Below are 18,905 nucleotides of genomic sequence, written 5' to 3' on the forward strand. Positions count from 1 at the left end.
TTACGTCTTGACCCTCAGGCAGCATCTCAGTAGTGTGGGATTGGGCTGGAGCCTGAATGCAGGAGGTATGATTTGCATTGTAGAACTTTGGGTTGTGTTTTGATAAGTTACTTTAGCAAACGAATTGGGCTTCTTTTTCAAATAGGAATTAAACTAAAACCTTCCGTTTACACTGAAGTAGCCAATACACCATCCGCAGCCTTATTACCCCAGTAAAACGCCTCTTCAAATATAGAAATCCCACTCAGATCTGAATGGGCAAACAAGATATTCTTATGCTTACTCTCCCGCGCAGCCGCTATGTTCGTCCCCGTTATAAATCCAACTGTAGGGCGAATCATACCATGCCCCCATATCCATACTTCAATGTCCTTAATGAGCGCGTGAACTCCAGGATGTGCTACTTCCATATCATCAGTTATCAATTTCACCCATTGCTCATGTGGCAAATTCAATGCATATCTACGGGAATCAGCAGGTGGCAGGTGATCCAGCGGCAGGTAATATGTCAGCACCTGCTGTGTAGGGGCCTCCAATGTTAAGCGCTGATGCTGTGCATTTACATAGCCCAAGGAACGACTTTTGTAAAAAACGTTGTCCCAGCACAATTGGAACCCTTTTGAATCAGATAACGGATCGAGGGTAATATTAGCTACCAACCACGGTGAATAGTTGAAATTATGATCGTAATCACCATCCGGTAATAACCGATGCGTAACGAACTGCGGTGTTGCCATGATACAGGTGTTAGCAATGATTCGTTTTGTAGTACCTGTTTTTACATTCAGGTAATCGACCCATACTTTATCACCGGCAGGTGTTACTTTATATGCCAGACTATCAGTCTGGATACGCTCTCCTATAATATCACTCATCTTTTTCACCAGGTGTCCATTCCCTTCCGGCCAGGTAAGCACCGCAGCATTATCTGCATTGGCAGCCTTGCCCTTGCGGGAAGCAAAATAATGAATACCTGCCCATGCACTTATTATCTCTATACCAGCCCCATAATCATCCCGGCAACAGTAATCCAGATACCAGTAAATTTCTTCTGAATGATACCCCTCATGCTGCAGATATGCTTTCATTGAGATATTATCCAGCGCCTGTGTTTCCGGATCTTTTGAGCTATGGACTACAGGTATATCGAACAAGTACAGGTTATCACTGCCCTTCTGCCAACGCAGCTTTTCCATCGTCGCAAAGAAACGGCGAAATTCTGCCTGTGCTGCATCACTCACACCAAATTGCGGTACCAATCCTTCCTGCCAGCGATTACGAATAAATAACCGCTCTTCCGGATCATAACGAAGATCTGTCTCCTGATAGACAGGCAACTGCTTATCGTCATAACCCGTGATCATACCAATATCGTGCAGAAAGTCCAGCAGTGGCTGATTATCCAGGCTCGCAACAGGCAGATAATGCGCCCCTAACGGATAAGCAGAATAAGCATTTTCTCCATTCGCAGCATTGCCACCGGGGTGTGATTCCAACTCCAGTACTTTGAAGTTTGTGTAATTATTCTTTAGCAAATGATACGCAGCTGAAAGTCCTGAAATACCACTACCGATTATTACCGTATCGAGGATTTCTGTTTGATCAGGTGTAGCAAAGGAACCATTACGGAGCTGATGACCAATAGCTGCAGAGGCACCGTTTATTTTACCTTTTATATGCGCATATTTATCCTTTCTCCTGCTACAGGCGATAAACTGTGTCTCCGTGACAGTAGCCCCGGCAATCAGCGCCATATACCAAAGAAAATCTTTGCGGGTAAGTATTTTACTCCTGGTATTTTCCCCATTCATCTTCAAAATATTGCACCAGTACCTGGTTGTTTAAATGATTTGCCTGCACGTCTCTCTTATACATATCAGCGGAGAACTGGCACATCTGTGGGAAAACATCCGCAGCGAAATAACGCAGACCAGCAGGTATCGCTGTATGATGATCTGTGAGAGATGTGGGAGACGCCATCACATATCCCCATTCCCCAAATGAAGGTACATAAGTATGATAAGGAATGGTATGGTATCCACAATCGTGTAGTGTTTTGTCTACACACCAGAATGCTTTAGGAGCCACAAATGGCGAAGTAGATTGTACAACGATAACGCTGCTGTCACCCAGTGAATGTCTCAGCTCTCTATAAAAAGCTGTGGTGTATAGCTTACCCACAGCATAGTTACCCGGATCAGGAAAGTCGATCACCACAATATCGAATAGCTTCTCATTTTTCTTGAGCCACTGAAAAGCATCAGCATTGATCACCTGCAACCTGGAAGAACTGAGAGATTGCTTATTCAGTGCGGATAACAGCGAACTTTCCCTGAACAGCTTCGTTATACTCGCATCGAGATCAACGAGCGTGATGCTTTCTACATCTCCATATTTTAGTACTTCACGGGCCGCCATGCCATCTCCCCCACCCAGTATCAGTACACTCTTATGTTGTGCACCATACAGCATGGCAGGATGTATAAGCGCTTCGTGATAGCGGTATTCATCCGCAGAGCTGAACTGAAGATTGCCGTTAAGGTATAATCTCAGCTCATAATTATTGCGGGTGATAACGATACGCTGATAAGGAGATGAATGGGAAAAGATAACAGGATCGCGGAATGCCAGTCCTTCCGAAAAGGACATGATCTTATTTGCCCAGGCAAAAATGAGCAACAGCACCACGATCACAGCCAATGCTTTGAAATTTAAGTACCTTGCCCATTTTACCTCCGATCTGAATTTCACACAGACAAGGATCGCTACCAGCACATTGAGCACACCAAAGAAGCATGCGGTACGTATCAATCCTAAATAAGGAACGAGTACCAGCGGAAAGACGATTGATGCCAACAACGCACCGATATAATCAAATGTAAATACCCGTGATACCAGATCGCGGAATTCATACCTATTCTTCAGAATGTTCATTAACAGGGGTAGCTCCAGACCTACCAGTGTACCCGTAAGACCTACCAGCAAATATAAGATTAGGCGAAAAGAGGCTGCCTGGTCGAATAAAAGAAAAAGGACGGCGGGACTGATACCACCGATCAGGCCTACAAGGATTTCCAGCTGAATAAACCAGCTGAGCAATTCTTTTTTAAAGAAACGGGACAGGTATGCCCCTATCCCCATAGAGAACAGGTAGCAACCGATGATGGTGGAGAACTGTGTAACGGAGTCGCCTAGTAAATAACTGGCAAGCGTACCTGCTATCAGCTCATAAATAAGTCCACAGGTGGCGATTACGAATACTGATAGTAATAACAGGAATTCCAACGGCCTATTGATCTTAAACATATTCGCCATTATTTGTGATAGAAAGTATGAACGCCGGAGTGACCGTTCTGTCTATCCTGGCCAGGTACGTATTTCTCTGTACTGGCGCAATTGCAGACACGATAACCGTAATGATTCGCGATCACAAGTAACACCAGCAGTATAGATGCAACACTTATGATGAAGCCATCTCTTATCCAGATTCTGCGTATTATATTGAATGGACTGATATTTTCTTCCATGATATTATTCCCAACGTTTTTTTTCAAAAAGATAATTCCAAATTTGGACGAGTATACATATCACCAACATAATTAAGGAGAGAAAGAACGGGTTCCATATTGTATATACATTCCATGTGGCTGTTACTGTAGCAAATACCGGCGACCCGTAGTTTTCTTTATAGGGAGTAACTACGAGATGATACGTACCCGGAGGAATGCTACAAACAAAAGCAGAGGCTACTTTATCTCCTTCCTCCCAGCTTTCTCCATCGGAATACCCATGATAGTAAGATGATTCCAGTGCGACAGTCTGCTCCTTACCATCTTTTTCATTGACAAGATCGATATCAGTTGCACACCAGTTGTTATCCACATCCCCTCTGATAGTAACTTCCATATTGGACATTTTATAAACTACAAAGCTTTCGCTCACCCGGGGGCGGTTCATAGTAGTATCATCCACTTTCAGTTGCATATAGGATACTACCTTCCGGCTTGTATCAAGGTTATAATAGTACTGGATGACGAATGCCAATACACAAAAAATCATAACACCGACTAAGCTGCGGAACCAGTCAAAATTGATATAAAATGGCTGGGCCGCCGCTACGCCAGTACGACGCGGCATCCGGCCACCATTGAGGAATCCTTTGCTAACTTGTTTTGGACGTATGTACTCTCCAAAAAATAGATCAATCTCCGTCTTAGTAGTATATTCAACTGCCAGCAATTGTGGAGGAGCGATATATTCGAAGCACTGGATGTTTTTGGAGAAGTTGATATCAAAATGAAACTCTCCTCTTACCGCATGGTAAAAAGCATGATAATTGTGAAAGTGTTTAAGGGTAACACCATCGACATCTATTGTTGGCGCATATTTCTGAGGAGGCTCATATACCAGCCCATCGTTTTCCGTTGGGGAAAGTAACAGCCAGTGACCATTAAATGTAGAGAGAAAGATGTTTACATTATCCTCATTCCTGCGGAGGGTATATTCTACCCAGCAGTATTTGTCAGGACCGACTTCTACGCGTTCTGCGTAGGTAATGACAGTATATTCTATGCCGTTGATTATACCAGTGGCTCCCAGGGGGATCAGCTGGTGGTATTTTGGTTCGTTGAGCTTACCTGTCAGCCTGAAAGCTAAAGGTGCCAGCGATTCTTTATGTAGGGTGGAATAACAATAATGACAAACAAATACTTCTGTTCTTACGGGATCAAAAACTGACAGGATAGTACTACAAATGGGACATTTAAAATTGTTCATGGGTATAAATGTTATCTTCTCAGGGAATGGGATTCATGACGGGTAGCTTCGAAGAAGCGCAGGATCTCCTGCATGATCGCTTCGGTAATCAGGTCATTGTTCTTCCTAAAGTTAGAGAGGAATACATCGCAGGTACATAAGCCGTATTCCGGCCAGGTATGAATAGAGACATGCGACTCCGTCAAACAGTGTACGGCGGTGAATCCGCCACCTGGAAAATCATGAATGTTGTGCCCCACAGCTGTCAGCTGATGTTGATCGATTTGTTCCTGAATGAATGTTTTCCAGTAGCTGCTATGCTGTAATAAGTCTATTCTCGGGGAGTACACTGTGGTTAACAGGTGTAATCCCGGCTGGTATTGCATAAGGATAAATAATGATTGGGAGCAAGATATTACAAAATTGGGAAATTGTATCCTAAAATTAGCTGAATGAGGGGGGGGATGGCCCAGGAATGCTGCTATGCACTTATCTTATTGAGCGGCAAGTTCTTTAGATACTCTCTCTGTGAAACCCTTCTTTTCTATTAGGAACTTACGAACTGCCTCATATTCGGATTTGACCCAACTAATGCGGCAAATATACCCTTTGGGGGAGTATTATAGTACTTAAACCGTGCTTCTTTTTCCATCTCCGGCATCCCATCCGCGCCTTGAGAAAAATCTATGGTAATATCTACAGGCAGATCAATATTGTCAGATGCAATACGATGGTAAGCTGTTATCATTATATAGAAAATTTGTGTGTGCGAATTAATATTTTCATCATCAAGAATCCTGTAAAAAAAACAATAGGCAAGGGAGTTATTAAAGATCCTCATGGCTTTTTAACAGCCATATGACTTACCACTTCAAAGGTCCGTCCTCACTTTCCCAAAAAATCCAGCGGCACTCTTCATAATGTTTACCTGTGCCAATAGTATGGTTATCACGTTGACCGGCATTGAGTTTCAACTGATGTAGCCCGCCTGCATAGGTACCAACGTATAACGTGCTTTCATCTTCAGAAACAGCCATTCCAGAGATCGTGCCTCCTATATAATATTGCCACAGGTATTTCCCCTTATAGTCATATGCTTTAATATAACCGGAGGCATTACCCCATATAAACCCTTCTTCAGTAGCTACCCCCGCATATACACGGTCTTCTTCATTAATAACTTTCGGCTTTTTCTTCAGATTATTGGTTGGAACTATAATTGTAGCGCCATGATACATATGACAGGAATTGAGCAACACCTGTGCACCATCTTTTGAGAACATGGTGTAGTGAGGGTATTCAGATGCAGGCGCAATATTAAATATGCCATTGTTACCACCAACCCTGTGGTTACTAGCCTGTTCACCAAAGCTAATCAGCTTATTATCGGGAGATAAAGCACCATGCTCCATATCTATCTCTGTGCCGTATTCCGCATCATCATCATCATCTTCTTCTTCCTCCTCCTGGGAATATACAGGATGAATCAACACACAATCTCCATTTATAGTAATATAAATACCATTTGGTGTGATGAGCAATACCTGCAGGCCATCGTTAAATGGTATCATCTGCGTGATCTTCATTTCCGGATACTTAAACTCATAAATAACGGCTCCATCCCAACCTGCTGTAGTGATGATCCTATTCTTTGACGCGATGGCAAAACAGTTATTCCGGGGCGATTTACCAATCGCTACGATAGCCGGATCCAGTTTCTCCAATTTGTCATTTTGGGGATCCCACAGGTAGGACTGTCTTTTTTGGTAAGGAGCGCCGGTCAGGAATACAACTCTGTCAGCATCTAAAAAATGAATATCCCATATTGATTCGCACTTTTCGGAAATGTATTTTGCAAATGGGGCTAATGACGGAGGGCAACTTTCACGAAAAGCATTTACTGTGTTATTTTTGTTAGCCTGGCGGAGAGCGGCCAGGATTTCCGGGGCAAGGTGCTCACGCTGATCGGATATTTCTTTTTGTACTACTTTGTCCCATCCATGCGCAGCGGCATAAGCTACCATTTCATTGATTTGCTGAGCGAACAAAGCTCCTTTCTCATTCCATTCTTTTAAAAATGACATACAGTAGCATTCTTTATTATAAGAGTTTGTTAAATTGAATAAACAAATTAACTAATTTCACAATACACCAGAAATAAAGTTGAGATATTGCCCCTAAAGATTGAGGCCATTATAATACTATCCTTTTTTTGTTTTTCATTTTCGGTTACAACATTGTCAAAAACGGTTACTTCTTTTGGGGGAGTTGTAAAGACATTTGCAACAACAAATAATACAGAAAATGAATAAAGGAATGATTAAAGTAAGTGTTATGTATCCCAATGTGGAAGGGAAACATTTTAATATGGAATATTATATCAGTTCACATCTTACACTGGCAAAACAGCTTTTAGGAAGTGCACTCAAAGGGGCAACTGTGGAAAAAGGATTAGGAAGTGCTAAGCCAGGTAGTATTGCACCTTTTATAGCCATAGGAAATATGTATTTTGATAGTATTGAAGATTTTGAAAAAGCATTTAACCCCAATGCCGGAAAAATTATAGGGGACATGCACAATTTTACTACGATTCAGCCAGATATTCAGATAAGCGAAGTTATTATTTCCGAACTCAATTAAAGTGAAAAGTTGTGGCGAAAATAGTTTTAACAGGTTCATTGGGTAACATCGGAAAACCGCTTGCAATAGCATTGATTGCAAGCGGACATTCTGTAACAATTATCAGCAACAATGCCAACCGGCACGATATAATTGAAGCCTTAGGAGCAAAAGCAGCAATAGGTTCTATAAAAGACGCCGATTTTTTGACAGCAACATTTGTTGGTGCAGATATTGTTTATCTTATGGAACCCCCGATAGCTCCAGACCAATTATCGAACCCCAATTTTACGTTTACAGATATGCTGAACAATATCAATGATATTGTTACAAAATATAAAGAAGCAATTTTACAAGCGGGTGTAAAGAGAGTAATTCATCTTAGCAGTATCGGTGCACATACAGACAGCAAGAATGGGTTATTAAAACATCATTATTACGCAGAAAAAATTTTGAATGAATTACCTTCTGATGTTTCCATAAAATTTATGCGACCTGTCGGTTTATTCCTCAATATATTGCCATTGGCACAGGTAATAAAGCAACTAAGTAAAGGTGTTATAGGCATATTTATGGCACTTTACTATTATGGCTTAGGTGGTTTAATGGGCGGAAAACGTGGCGTAATCGTTTCTAACCTGGGAGGAAATGATATTAGCCTTTTGGTTTCGCCTCTTGATATTGCAAGCACGATAGCAGAAGAAATAGAAAACCCATTTAGCGGCAGAACATTCCGCTATGTCGCAAGTGAAGAAATGACTTGTAATGAGGTAGCAAAAGCATTGGGCGACGAAATCGGAAAGCCTTATCTGAAGTGGGGACAGATTTCTGATAAGCATTTATTAAATGCCATGAAAAGGATGAAATGGAGTCCCAGCATTGCACAAGCATTTGTAGAAATGCAGGCAGCCGGACGTGGTGGTGAAAATTCTTATTTGTATCAGGATTATTACAAGCACCGCCCGGTTTTAGGTAAAACGAAATTGAAAGATTACGTCAAAGAATTTGCTAATGAATATCACAGACAATGAATAATACCTTATATTGGATAGCAACAGGATTAGTTGCGTTGGTTTCTATTGGAAGCGGGATGATGAATCTTTCAGCAAATAGTAAAGCCAAAGAATTAGAATCGGGTTATGGTGGCAGACGAAATCAAATTCTTCTCAGCGTATTAAAAATAATGATTGGAATAATTTTTATTTTTCCACAAACGGGGGTTCTTGGTGCGCTTTTAGCGATTGCTTACTTTGGAGGTGCCATTGCTGTTCATCTCATGACTAATACGCCTGTGGTAAATGTAATAGTTATTCAAATTGTCATTTGGGTTGCAAGTGCATATCGATTCCCTGAATTATTGCAACGTATGCTTGGAAGCTCAATTAAATTGTGAATAGCAATAGATAAACATCTGTATCTTCAACTATGATAAACATGAAGCCGCATAGCATAAAATCTATCAGTGAATATCATCGGGTTTTAGGTATTCCAAAACCTGAACATCCTTTAATTAGTGTGATAAATATAGATTCCATCACTAACAGACCAGAGCGAGTTTCAATAAAGGTTGTGTTTGATTTTTATGCTATTGCATTAAAAAGAATGGATGGAATAAAGTATAAATACGGACAGCTTAATTACGATTTTGAAGATGACGGTGTGTTGTTTTTTATGTCGCCTAATCAAGTATTGAATGTTGAAATATTTGAACAGGAAATGTCTAAAAGTCCATCCGGCTGGATTTTACTTATTCACCCCGATTTTATTTGGAACACGCCACTTGCCCAAAGCATAAAACAATATGATTTCTTTGATTATTCAGTTCACGAAGCTTTATTTCTTTCCGAAAAAGAAGAAAAAATACTCAACGGAATAATTGAAAACATTCAGCAGGAATATCATTCTAATCTTGATGATTTTACCAAGCAAATCATTGTGACACATGTTGAAAACTTACTGAGCTATTGCGAACGGTTTTACCATCGCCAGTTTATTACCAGAGAAAAAGCGCATCATCAAATCTTAATCCGTTTGGAAGAGTTACTCAATAAATATTTCAACGATGATCATTTAATTTCGAAAGGCTTGCCAACAGTTCAATATGTTTCAGCCCAATTAAACGTATCTGTAAGTTATCTAAGTCGTTTGCTTAAAGTGCTTACAGGACAAACAACACAACAACATGTGCATAACAAGGTCATTGAAAAGGCGAAAGAAAAATTATCCACAACAGATCTTTCCATTAGTGAAATCGCTTATGAACTTGGTTTTGAACATTCACAGGCTTTCAGCAGACTTTTCAAAAGCAAAACCAATTGGTCGCCTTTAGCATTCAGGCAATCGTTTAACTGATTTAAGTTGATAAATCGATTCACTTTCTGCCTTCCAATGATCATAAGGAATAGTTGATATAAGCCTGATACTTATTTTTCTCAATTTCATCACATTCTCTTACGATACACTTTTCAGATCTTTTTACCAGATCTTTAGACAGTAAATTTTTATAATTATCAATTGATAATTTCATTATTTCTATATATGATATGTGGTAAATTCAGGTCACCTATTTATCTACAAACAACTTACTTAGACAAAAAGATCATCCATAGTAAAACTATTCTGAACCATACTATTAGAATAAACATTTCTTATCATTCCATAGGTAGTGATCATAGTTAAAAAAATGGATTTATTAGTATGTGTCGCTGTTCGAAACGTGTCTACTTTAGATAATAATTCTTCACTATATTTTTTATCTATGGTAAAAGGATTCATAGAGAACTTCATTTCACAAACATTTATCACATCGTCTTTTCTGTCTATTATTAGATCTATCTGATGTTTTCTTCCTTTATCCATGTTTATCCAGGACGAACAATTTGTTTGCACGCCACTTATGCCAAGTGCATGTTTAATTTCTGGTAGATGTGCAAAGCAAACCTGCTCAAACGCATATCCACTCCATGCTCTCTGCTGTGGAGTATTAAGCCCATTCATCCATTCGTTCTCATTCAGCGCAAGATTCCCCCGTATGAATTTGATATAAAATAAAGAATAAAAATCACTTAGTTGATAAAGGCTATATTTCTCTTTTTTACCAAAGGATGTGTACTTCCGTATAAAGCCACTCTCCTCCAATTCACTTAATATTTTTGTTGTACTTCCGGCATTAGGCAATCCTGTATTATTAATAATTTCAGAACGGGTTAACCCCTTAGCTTTTGTGCTTAATGTTTCAATTACTGAAAGGTGTTTTTCTGCTTTATTGAATAAAGAAGTATAAAGATCTGTAAATTCTTCTGTCAATAATCCATCTCGCTGGAAACACAATCGATTAATATTCTGAGAGGCACTCATACCAATATCCACATGGTCAAGATAAAATGGTACACCTCCCATCACCATATACAATTGAATTAACTGATATCTATTAAATACTCCGCCACGACTCTTAAAGAAGGTTTCACATTCCTTTAATGTAAAGGGTTCAAGGCGTATTCTTTGTGTTACTCTATTATGTAGTCCTCCTTTATTATGGATCAGTGTATTAATCATCCATGAAGCAGCTGATCCACATACAATAAGAATAACATCGTTTCTTGCACTGGCAAATGAATTCCAGAAATAGTCAAGTGCGGGGAGAAACCCAGATTGTGCAGTATCCAACCAGGGCAGTTCATCCAGAAAAACCACTTTTTTTTTCTTACTGCTTTTTGATAATAAATCTTCCAGTTGTGCAAATGCTATAAACCAATTTTCAGGCATCGGAGCTGATTGATTAGGATAGAACTTTTGTAACGCTCTATGAAAATTGGATAAATTTTGTTGCAGGTTTATATTGGCAACCCCAGTAAGATAAAATGTAAAATCCTGCTGAAAAGCTTCTCTTACTAAAAATGTTTTGCCAACCCTTCGCCTTCCATATACAGCAACAAATTGTGATTTGTCTGATAGTTTCACATTTTCAAGGATCTTCAATTCTTTCTCTCTACCAATAATATTACTCATACCAATCAATTTGGCTTTAAAGGCATGTAAATTCATAGTTAAAGCCAAATTGAAGATCAAAATGGCTCTAAGTGTAATTTTAATCAAGATAAAGCCAAATTGAGCCGCAAACTTGTTTAAATTGCCTGCAGCAGTTGTCCACGCAAATCTTAAGCGTAATCTCAGGTGAGCTTGGTAAAAAAAACGATATCAGCATCCTGATCAAATAATAATTTAATATAGAAGTTGTTTACACTTTTTGAAGGAAAAAAGGAAGTCCCAGGAATTAAGGATTTTTGTTTTAGCAAATAAAAACGAATAATTCTGGGACTCATAGACGAAGATAAGGTACGAGATTGGATTTTACCACATTTAAGCAAAGGCAAAAGAGGCTTTAAGGCCAGGATAGATTTAGTAAAAGTGGTTCAGTTGATTTTAAAGCGAATGAAAACAGGCTGCCAGTGGCGAGAGTTGAGTATTTGCGAATATTTTGATAAAGGGGCGACCTCGTGGCAAAATATTCACAGGTATTTTTTAAAATGGAGTAAAGACGGTTCATTCAAGAGGGCTTGGATCAATCTTTTATCTTGTAATAAGAAACTGCTGGATCTGTCAAGCGCCCAGTTAGATGGTAGCCATACACCAGTCAAACGTGGTGGCCAGGCGGTAGGTTATCAAGGCAGAAAAGCTTCAAAGACCAGTAATAGTTTGTTCTTATGTGACAACAGAGGTCAGATGCTGACGGTATCAACAGCGCAAAGTGGAGAGCATAATGACTTATACGATATAGTGAAGCTCTTTAAAGAAATGATCGGGGTTCTGGAACAATCCGATATCAATTGCAATGGAATATTTGTAAATGCCGATCCTGGATTTGACAGCGAAGATTTAAAACAAGTATGCATTGACTACGAGATTGAATTAAATGTAAAACCCAACTTGCGAAATCAAAAGAAGCAAAGTGATGAATACCGATATTTTGATGATCAACTTTACAAAAGACGAACAAAAATTGAACATGCCAATGCCTGGATGGATGCTTTTAAAGCATTGCTTGTCAGATATGAAAAAATTGTTGAAACATGGATGGCATTGCAATGGCTGGCTCTTATAACCCTTTTTTGTAGAAAATTAAAAGTATAAACAACTTCATAAATAAATAGTTGTCATGCATACATCTATTCCACTTTATTACAGGATTTTACTGCTGCTCATCGCACAGAAAAAACATCTGAGGAAATAGAAAAGACCTTTTAGGAAGTTTTGGAAGTGTTTATCAATATGCAAGAAAATAAGAAGAATACTTTCGGCTACTTCTGTGGCTTGAAGGAGCGGGTTATTTGGCCAATTTTATACTTTCCTGGATGAGAAAAAGTACTCAACAATGGAATATATGCCGTTGTGGTCTATCTGGAATTCTTCATCTTGACTTCTAACCGCATTAAATAATTGTCTTATAAGTAGTTATCATGTTTTCTTGATTTAAGTCACCACTTCAACTTGACATTTATCCTGCTTATGTAAATATTTACATAAGCAGGATTATGGAAACAAATATGTTATGTAAACTTTTGACGCTTAACCCGAGTACTTACAAGACTTTCCTTACTCAAAAGTTTACATAACACTTCACTTATTTGGCAAGGCTTTCCAGCCAGTTCAACAGCCCTTTGTCTTTTTGCCAGGATGGATCCTCAGAAAGATCTGGAGAAAGACTTGTTTTCTCTATCGCTTCTCGTTTCTGCCTGTTGTCGATTCTGGCATATATTTCGGTCGTAGTCACTGACTCATGACCTAAAAAGTCTCGTATACATATTAAGTTCACGCCGTTCTGTTGCAGCATCATAGCTTTGCTGTGCCTTAAGGAGTGTGGACTTACATTGGCAGGTATTAAGGCTTGGTTTATTTTTCTAGCAGCCGCACTATACTTTTTCAGTATCATGGTAATAGCCATTCGTGTTAGTTTGCTTCCTCTTCCATTACTGAACAAGGGGTACTCAGTGGCCTTCCCTTCTAAAAGCCTGTTTTCCTGCATATATATCTTTAACGAGGCTGTCGCCTGATCTGACAATGGGATTAGCCGCGTTTTATTTCCTTTTCCCGTTACCCTTAACAAAGTTGGTTTTCCAAAATTGACTCTGGCGGGAACCAGATCAGCTATTTCCTGAACCCGTCCGGCACAATCGTACATAAGCGACAAGAGCGTCAGATCCCGCCTTCCTTTAGGAGTAGATGTATCCGGCTGGGCCAATAATAGTTTCATGCCGTCAGCACCTAAATAAACTACTGTTGCTTTGGGGGCTCGTTTCACTTTGATAGCAAGTATCCGCTGCCATTCTTCCATATAATCCGGAGACTTATATATCAGGAAGCGGACAAAAGCATGGATAGCAGCCAGACGCACATTTCGGGTGGATATACTACATTTCCTTTCGGTCTCAAGCCATTCTAAAAAACCAACGATACGCTCCTGTGTTATGTCTATAAATTCAAGATGATCCACTTTTATGTAGTGATTATCGCGCATATGGATAATAAAAAGGCTTATTGCATCCCGGTAAGCAGCAACGGTATTCTTCGAGCAACCTCTTTCTCCAACGAGATATTTCACCATAAAGTAGGTTAAGTATTTGGCAAATTGAGTTTGTTTCATACGATTACTGGCTTTTGAGGTGAGGAAAGATATATAAGCAGATGCTATCGGTCTGACTTATTAGATCAGGGTACATTTCCGAAGTCATTCTTACATACCTGTCAGTTGCTGCTATAGACTGATGGCCAATATAGGTAGACAGTATGGGAAGTATATAGTACAGATCTTTTCCTTCCTTTGCCAGGGAAGCCATGGATTTAACACAAAAAGTGTGTCGAAGATCATGTATCCTCGGACCAACTGTTTTTCCACGACGTTGTATAGAGGCCGCTTTTAGTATCTTAGTCCACCAATGAAAGAAGCTATTTGGTGGACAAGGGCAGCCATTCATCTTAACAAAGAAGCAATCACTGTGATGAGGAAGCAGTTCTCTGTATTTCCTGTACTGCCTGCAGACTTCGACCAGCGATTCTGATAAGGGCACCATCCGGTCTTTACCGTTTTTACAGTTGCGTAGAACGATATACCCTTGATCAAGATTAACGTCTTTGTTCAATAATGCCGACGCTTCACCGATTCTAATACCAGTTCCTGCCAGCATTCGAAAAAAAGCCGGTAGTACAAAAAGGTTGCTTCTGGCATGCTTATCATAAAGATCCAGTGTGTCGCAGGCTTTAAAGATAGCTCCTAGTTCATCATCAGAAAATATATAAGGAATGAAGTTGTCATGTTTTGTAAATACCTTACAGGGAATATAAGTATCATATCCAAGATTAGATAAATAGATAGCAAACTGACGTAAAAAGCAGTTTCTGTGGCTCCAGGTATCTGTAGCTTCATCAGGGCGCCTGTTACACCATTTTTCAGCCAGTTCTTTTGTAATGGTTACGGAAGAAAGTCCTTCTTTGCAAGCAAAAGCATCAAAAGCAAACAAACTATACTTCTGAGCTTCAGATCTAAAGCCAAGGTTCTTTCTCATATTGATATACTCCTGAACAATAGGCGCCAGTATACCAGGGTTCTTATATTTATTATTCATAAAATGCTCCTCCTTTTTGCGTATAAAACGCTTCAGAAACAACCGGCACTTCCATCGCACATTGGCGTAACGATTCCATATCTATGCGCAAATAGCACATCGAGGTTTGTGTACTGGCATGCCCGAGCAATTCTGATATAACGGGTAAGGGCGTTTTCTGCTCTAGTAAGAAACTGGCCATTGTATGTCGTAATGCATGTGAACCATGTTTTCGCTCACCAATAAAGACTCCTGACTTTGTAATATTCCTGCTCGCCGTCAATGACACTCTCTTAGCACTAATCGGTATAACAGGGAACTGCTTTTCAAGAAAAACATGCGCATCATTGGAGGTTGGTCTTGCATATTTGATATAATCTATGAGGGTTTCGCCAACATCTGTGGTTAACGGAAGCACCACTTTTTCATTTGTTTTAAACTGATTAAAAGATATACTATTCTCAGTCCATCGAATATTTTCAAACTTAAGCCGGCTAATGTCAGAAGCTCGCATTCCCAAGCGTACTGCCAGGATTAGCAGAGCATAATCTCTCTTTCCCAAAGCGGTGCTTCTATCGATAGAGTTTAATATCGTACGTACTTCGTCTTTTGTATAGGTCGATGGCAGCTTTGGTTGCTTTTTATAATTGTCTTTAGGAACAATTACAGAAAAGTCTCTGGCTGTCTTATTTTGTTCATACAGATATCTCAAAAAACCTTTGATTATGGACAAGGCAAGATGTTTAGCTCCCGCAGCTTCAGGCAGTAAGTTTGACGTGTACTTCATCAGGGCGAGTGAAGATATTGTATTGCAGGCGTGTATTTCACTTGCATTTAAGTACTTTAAAAACTGGTATAGATAATAGGAGTAACTGTGCAATGTTTTGACATTCAACCTCAATTTTCTTTTGGATTCGACATAAGCTGCAATTTCATTACCAATTTCTCCAGAAAGTACTACACATTCCCTGCGACGTATCACTTCAATCATCCTGCCTGTCTCTGCAAATTGTATTAAACATAAGGCGCACCGCAGGGAATGCTTTTCGTGATGCGTTAATGATGGTATTGGCCGCAAACCATAGGTGGCGTTGATATAATCGGCGACTGTTGTTGAGGAACAATGAACAATCTTGTTAATATCCATGTACTTTTTAATCCTCCCCCAGATCCAGTTATACATAGATATAGTAGATTCGCTTCTACCTATGTCTTTAAGATATCCAGAAGCCGCCTTTGTTAAAGCTCCATAAGAGCGGTAAACTTTAGTCATAATATTATCTTTTAAGGGGAAGTGACATTACTAACCCATGTAGAAGATAATATTATGTAAACTTTTAGTGCAGGATATGGCTGTAAACAGTGGATCTTAGTCGCAAAGTTTACATAACATATTTGTTTCCATAATCGTGTGTATTTAATGATCCGTGTCAGTATGCGGTTCCTTAAGATGCACCAATTTTGAAGTGTAAATCAGAACGGAAAAAACCGTAGGACTTGAATATAATTAATAATGGAAATCATGAGTAAATTAGAAAATAAGGTAGCGGTAGTTACCGGTGCTTCCAAAGGAATAGGTGCAGCTATTGCCAAACATTTTGCTGCTGCAGGCGCAAAGGTTGTTGTAAATTATGCTTCCAGTAAAGAAGGAGCGGACAAAGTGGTTAAAGCGATAACCGATAATGGTGGCACAGCCATTGCGGTACAGGCCGATGTATCAAACGAAGCCGATGTGATCAGGCTGTTTAAAGAAACTGAGCATGCTTTCGGCACACTGGATATTTTAGTAAATAACGCGGTATATCAGGGGTATGCGCCTATTGAACAAATTTCAGCAGAAGAATTTCGTAAAAGTTTTAACGTCAATGTGTTAGGACCTATATTAACTATTCAGGCAGCGCTGAAACTTTTTGGCGATAAGGGCGGAAACATCATCAATATCAGTTCGGGTGCAAGTAAATCTCCTCTTCAAAATGCCTCATTATACTCTTCAACTAAAGCGGCACTGGATGCCTTCACGATTGCTTTATCTAAGGAGCTAGGTATTAAAAACGTTCGTATCAATTCTATTTTGCCGGGCGCTACGGACACGGAAGGTGCAACCAGCGCGGGCGTCACTGCCGGCAGTGAGTATGAAAAGATGTTTGTCGAAAAAACACCGCTTGGCCGTAGAGGCCAGCCCGCCGATATTGCGAAAGCAGCAGTATTTCTGGCTTCAGATGATGCCGCCTGGATTACCGGTGAGCAAATTTCCGTATCGGGTGGTATGTACGGTTTTTAAAATCGTAATCCCCAAAAATAAAACTCAATAAGATATATCACTGATTGACGTTGGTTTTACCAAACCATATAATACTTTTATTAAGAATAAAACTATGAAATTAATAGGCATCCTTGGAGCAGGGCATATCAGCAAAGCTGCAGCTACTCGATTTTTGGCCAATGATTTTCAGGTCCTGATCAGTAACAGTAAGGGACCTGAATCCCTTACCGATATTGTATCACAACTGGGAACCGGCGCAAAAGCTGTAACAGCGTCTGAGGCTGCTGCAGCGGATATTATTCTACTAGCAGTACCCTGGACTAAGGTCAAGGATCTTACCGAACTTACGGACTGGAACGGAAAGATCGTGATCGACGCCACCAATCGTTTAGAATATGGTACCGGAATAGAAGATGGTGGACTGGCATCAAGTGAAGTTGTGCAAAATTAGTTACCGGGCGCGAAGATCGTTAAAGCGATGAATACCCTCTCAGCCAAAGTACTTGCCGCAGATCCGTCTGTTGGAAACGGAAAGAGGGCTCTTTTTATTTCCGGCGATGATAAAGATGCGAAGGCCATCGTGAGCGGAATTCTCAGTAAAATCGGCTTTGCGCCCATCGACCTCGGCACGCTTGCAGCCGGCGGTAGATTACAGCAGTTTAATTGGCCGTTAAACAGTCAGAATTTTATTAAGCTTTAAGTGCAAAGGGGCTTTTCAGAACAGGATATAGAAAAATCAGTGTCTTTCTTAAAATTGAAATTACGTCGCGAGATTTTAATGGATATTCAGTCCCCGGTAGCCCTCGAAGTTGTTAAATAAAAAACAGCATATTGTGCTGTTTTTTATTTTAAATTACCCTCCTTTTTCTATTGTCTAAATTCAAGATAGATTCCATGTGTGAGTGCAGGGGATAGTAATATACTGTTCGTACTTTCACTGCCTTTGATACCTGACTGTTGTAAGATTGTTTTCAATTTTTTCAGATCTGTAACCTGAACGGTTGCTCCTATTACCTGATGGTTGGGGATTACCTGTAATGAAGCAGGGAGTAAAATGACTTCGCCTTCTTTTAATTTTGCTATTTGAGCGGTTATTCCTGAGAACATTTTTTTCTGTTTGACTTGTATGCCGAGCTTTTTAAAAAGTTGAACGTATGTGGGAATGTGATCTGTAGCGAGCCAAACACTGGTGAGGGAATAGGCCGTGTTAGTGTGGGCGAAATGTTCGGGTTTGTCGGTTGGAGAGTGATTTCTTGAGCCAAAAAAGAGTGGGTGTAAATTGTTTGTGTCGATTTGTTGAGTTAATACCGTGGGATTAGTGGCGAAGAGTCCAAAATAAACGGGCCCTTCTCCTTGTTTTAAGGAATTGCAATATTCGGTTGTTAGTGGATCTACGGGTTGTGATGCCGTAATGAGTTCGATTTCGGTGCCATTAGGGAATTTAATGTGTTGATTGCGGATCCCGTTTTGATGGAACCGGCCGGGCTTGATAATAAATCCTATTTTTTTATAGAAGTTGGCAGCACTGTCAAGGTTGTTGACAACGACGGGGATATGGTCGATGCCGATGACTGAATCTTTTTGAGGAGGTGTGAGCGATAGCGAGAGAAGGGCGAGGAAGAGATGTATTTTCATGATAATTGCTGTTGATGACTATGGAGCGATACCGA

The 18,905-nt window shown here is 39.9% G+C and carries 20 protein-coding genes; 8 read left to right on the plus strand and 12 right to left on the minus strand.

What is annotated here, in order from left to right:
* Positions 1–167: 167 nt before the first annotated feature.
* The 7 genes from QQL36_RS00110 to QQL36_RS00140 form a co-directional block, all read right to left on the minus strand.
* Positions 168–1,811, minus strand: coding sequence for an NAD(P)-binding protein (locus tag QQL36_RS00110; protein ID WP_321568510.1), 1,644 nt, complete (start codon positions 1,809–1,811; stop codon positions 168–170).
* Complete coding sequence (locus tag QQL36_RS00115) at positions 1,786–3,306, minus strand: polyamine aminopropyltransferase (RefSeq protein ID WP_321568511.1); 1,521 nt, start codon at positions 3,304–3,306, stop codon at positions 1,786–1,788. The genes QQL36_RS00110 and QQL36_RS00115 overlap by 26 nt, the downstream gene beginning before the upstream one ends.
* 8 nt (positions 3,307–3,314) lie before the next feature.
* Positions 3,315–3,527, minus strand: a complete 213-nt coding sequence (locus QQL36_RS00120) for a hypothetical protein (protein WP_321568512.1) — start codon at positions 3,525–3,527, stop codon at positions 3,315–3,317.
* Between the two features lie 4 nt (positions 3,528–3,531).
* Positions 3,532–4,776 (minus strand): DUF4178 domain-containing protein, encoded by a 1,245-nt coding sequence (locus QQL36_RS00125; RefSeq protein WP_083725321.1) that lies wholly within the window; start codon positions 4,774–4,776, stop codon positions 3,532–3,534.
* Positions 4,777–4,787: 11 nt separating this feature from the next.
* Positions 4,788–5,141 carry an S-adenosylmethionine decarboxylase gene (locus QQL36_RS00130; RefSeq protein WP_321568513.1) on the minus strand — a complete coding sequence of 118 codons (354 nt, stop codon included), beginning with the start codon at positions 5,139–5,141 and terminating at the stop codon, positions 4,788–4,790.
* A gap of 161 nt (positions 5,142–5,302) precedes the next feature.
* Positions 5,303–5,503, minus strand: a complete 201-nt coding sequence (locus QQL36_RS00135; protein ID WP_321568514.1) for a hypothetical protein — start codon at positions 5,501–5,503, stop codon at positions 5,303–5,305.
* 115 nt (positions 5,504–5,618) lie between these two features.
* Positions 5,619–6,839, minus strand: coding sequence for a PQQ-binding-like beta-propeller repeat protein (locus QQL36_RS00140; RefSeq protein WP_083725315.1), 1,221 nt, complete (start codon positions 6,837–6,839; stop codon positions 5,619–5,621).
* 220 nt (positions 6,840–7,059) lie between these two features.
* Here QQL36_RS00140 and QQL36_RS00145 point away from each other — a divergent pair, with 220 nt between their 5' ends.
* Genes QQL36_RS00145 through QQL36_RS00160 form a run of 4 tightly spaced genes read left to right on the plus strand, consistent with a single transcriptional unit; the run spans position 7,060 to position 9,726 of the window.
* A complete protein-coding gene (locus QQL36_RS00145; RefSeq protein ID WP_321568515.1) occupies positions 7,060–7,395 on the plus strand; it encodes an EthD family reductase in 336 nt (111 codons plus the stop codon).
* 11 nt (positions 7,396–7,406) lie between these two features.
* Entirely contained in the window at positions 7,407–8,405 is a 999-nt protein-coding gene (locus QQL36_RS00150; RefSeq protein ID WP_321568516.1) for an SDR family oxidoreductase, read from the plus strand.
* Positions 8,402–8,767: a DoxX family protein gene (locus QQL36_RS00155; RefSeq protein ID WP_321568517.1), complete on the plus strand. Its 366-nt coding sequence runs from the start codon at positions 8,402–8,404 to the stop codon at positions 8,765–8,767. Before QQL36_RS00150 ends, QQL36_RS00155 begins: the two co-directional genes overlap by 4 nt.
* Positions 8,768–8,799: 32 nt before the next feature.
* On the plus strand, positions 8,800–9,726 hold the full coding sequence (locus QQL36_RS00160) for a helix-turn-helix transcriptional regulator (RefSeq protein WP_321568518.1): 927 nt from the start codon (positions 8,800–8,802) through the stop codon (positions 9,724–9,726).
* A 234-nt stretch (positions 9,727–9,960) separates the two neighbouring features.
* Here the strand turns inward: QQL36_RS00160 and QQL36_RS00165 are convergent, their stop codons facing one another.
* Entirely contained in the window at positions 9,961–11,382 is a 1,422-nt protein-coding gene (locus QQL36_RS00165; RefSeq protein ID WP_321568519.1) for an AAA family ATPase, read from the minus strand.
* A 339-nt stretch (positions 11,383–11,721) separates the two neighbouring features.
* On the opposite strand from QQL36_RS00165, the gene QQL36_RS00170 reads away from it, so the two are divergent.
* Positions 11,722–12,504 carry a transposase gene (locus tag QQL36_RS00170; RefSeq protein ID WP_321570544.1) on the plus strand — a complete coding sequence of 261 codons (783 nt, stop codon included), beginning with the start codon at positions 11,722–11,724 and terminating at the stop codon, positions 12,502–12,504.
* A 490-nt stretch (positions 12,505–12,994) separates the two neighbouring features.
* Here QQL36_RS00170 and QQL36_RS00175 read toward each other — a convergent pair whose 3' ends face one another.
* Genes QQL36_RS00175 through QQL36_RS00185 form a run of 3 tightly spaced genes read right to left on the minus strand, consistent with a single transcriptional unit; the run spans position 12,995 to position 16,245 of the window.
* Positions 12,995–14,014, minus strand: a complete 1,020-nt coding sequence (locus QQL36_RS00175; RefSeq protein WP_321568520.1) for a tyrosine-type recombinase/integrase — start codon at positions 14,012–14,014, stop codon at positions 12,995–12,997.
* A gap of 4 nt (positions 14,015–14,018) precedes the next feature.
* Complete coding sequence (locus QQL36_RS00180; RefSeq protein ID WP_321568521.1) at positions 14,019–14,993, minus strand: tyrosine-type recombinase/integrase; 975 nt, start codon at positions 14,991–14,993, stop codon at positions 14,019–14,021.
* On the minus strand, positions 14,986–16,245 hold the full coding sequence (locus tag QQL36_RS00185) for a site-specific integrase (RefSeq protein WP_321568522.1): 1,260 nt from the start codon (positions 16,243–16,245) through the stop codon (positions 14,986–14,988). Before QQL36_RS00185 ends, QQL36_RS00180 begins: the two co-directional genes overlap by 8 nt.
* Positions 16,246–16,494: 249 nt before the next feature.
* On the opposite strand from QQL36_RS00185, the gene QQL36_RS00190 reads away from it, so the two are divergent.
* The 3 genes from QQL36_RS00190 to QQL36_RS00200 all read left to right on the plus strand — a co-directional run bounded on the left by QQL36_RS00190 (position 16,495) and on the right by QQL36_RS00200 (position 17,935).
* The gene (locus tag QQL36_RS00190; protein ID WP_321568523.1) at positions 16,495–17,253 is read left to right on the plus strand and encodes a glucose 1-dehydrogenase; all 759 of its coding nucleotides are present in this window, start codon (positions 16,495–16,497) and stop codon (positions 17,251–17,253) included.
* 94 nt (positions 17,254–17,347) lie between these two features.
* On the plus strand, positions 17,348–17,686 hold the full coding sequence (locus QQL36_RS00195; protein ID WP_321568524.1) for an NAD(P)-binding domain-containing protein: 339 nt from the start codon (positions 17,348–17,350) through the stop codon (positions 17,684–17,686).
* Between the two features lie 27 nt (positions 17,687–17,713).
* Entirely contained in the window at positions 17,714–17,935 is a 222-nt protein-coding gene (locus QQL36_RS00200; protein ID WP_321568525.1) for a hypothetical protein, read from the plus strand.
* Positions 17,936–18,102: 167 nt separating this feature from the next.
* On the opposite strand, the gene QQL36_RS00205 is transcribed toward QQL36_RS00200, so the two are convergent.
* Positions 18,103–18,870: a VOC family protein gene (locus QQL36_RS00205; protein WP_083725306.1), complete on the minus strand. Its 768-nt coding sequence runs from the start codon at positions 18,868–18,870 to the stop codon at positions 18,103–18,105.
* Positions 18,871–18,905: the final 35 nt, after the last annotated feature.

The organism is Chitinophaga sp. LS1, assembly GCF_034274695.1.
Lineage (GTDB): Bacteria > Bacteroidota > Bacteroidia > Chitinophagales > Chitinophagaceae > Chitinophaga.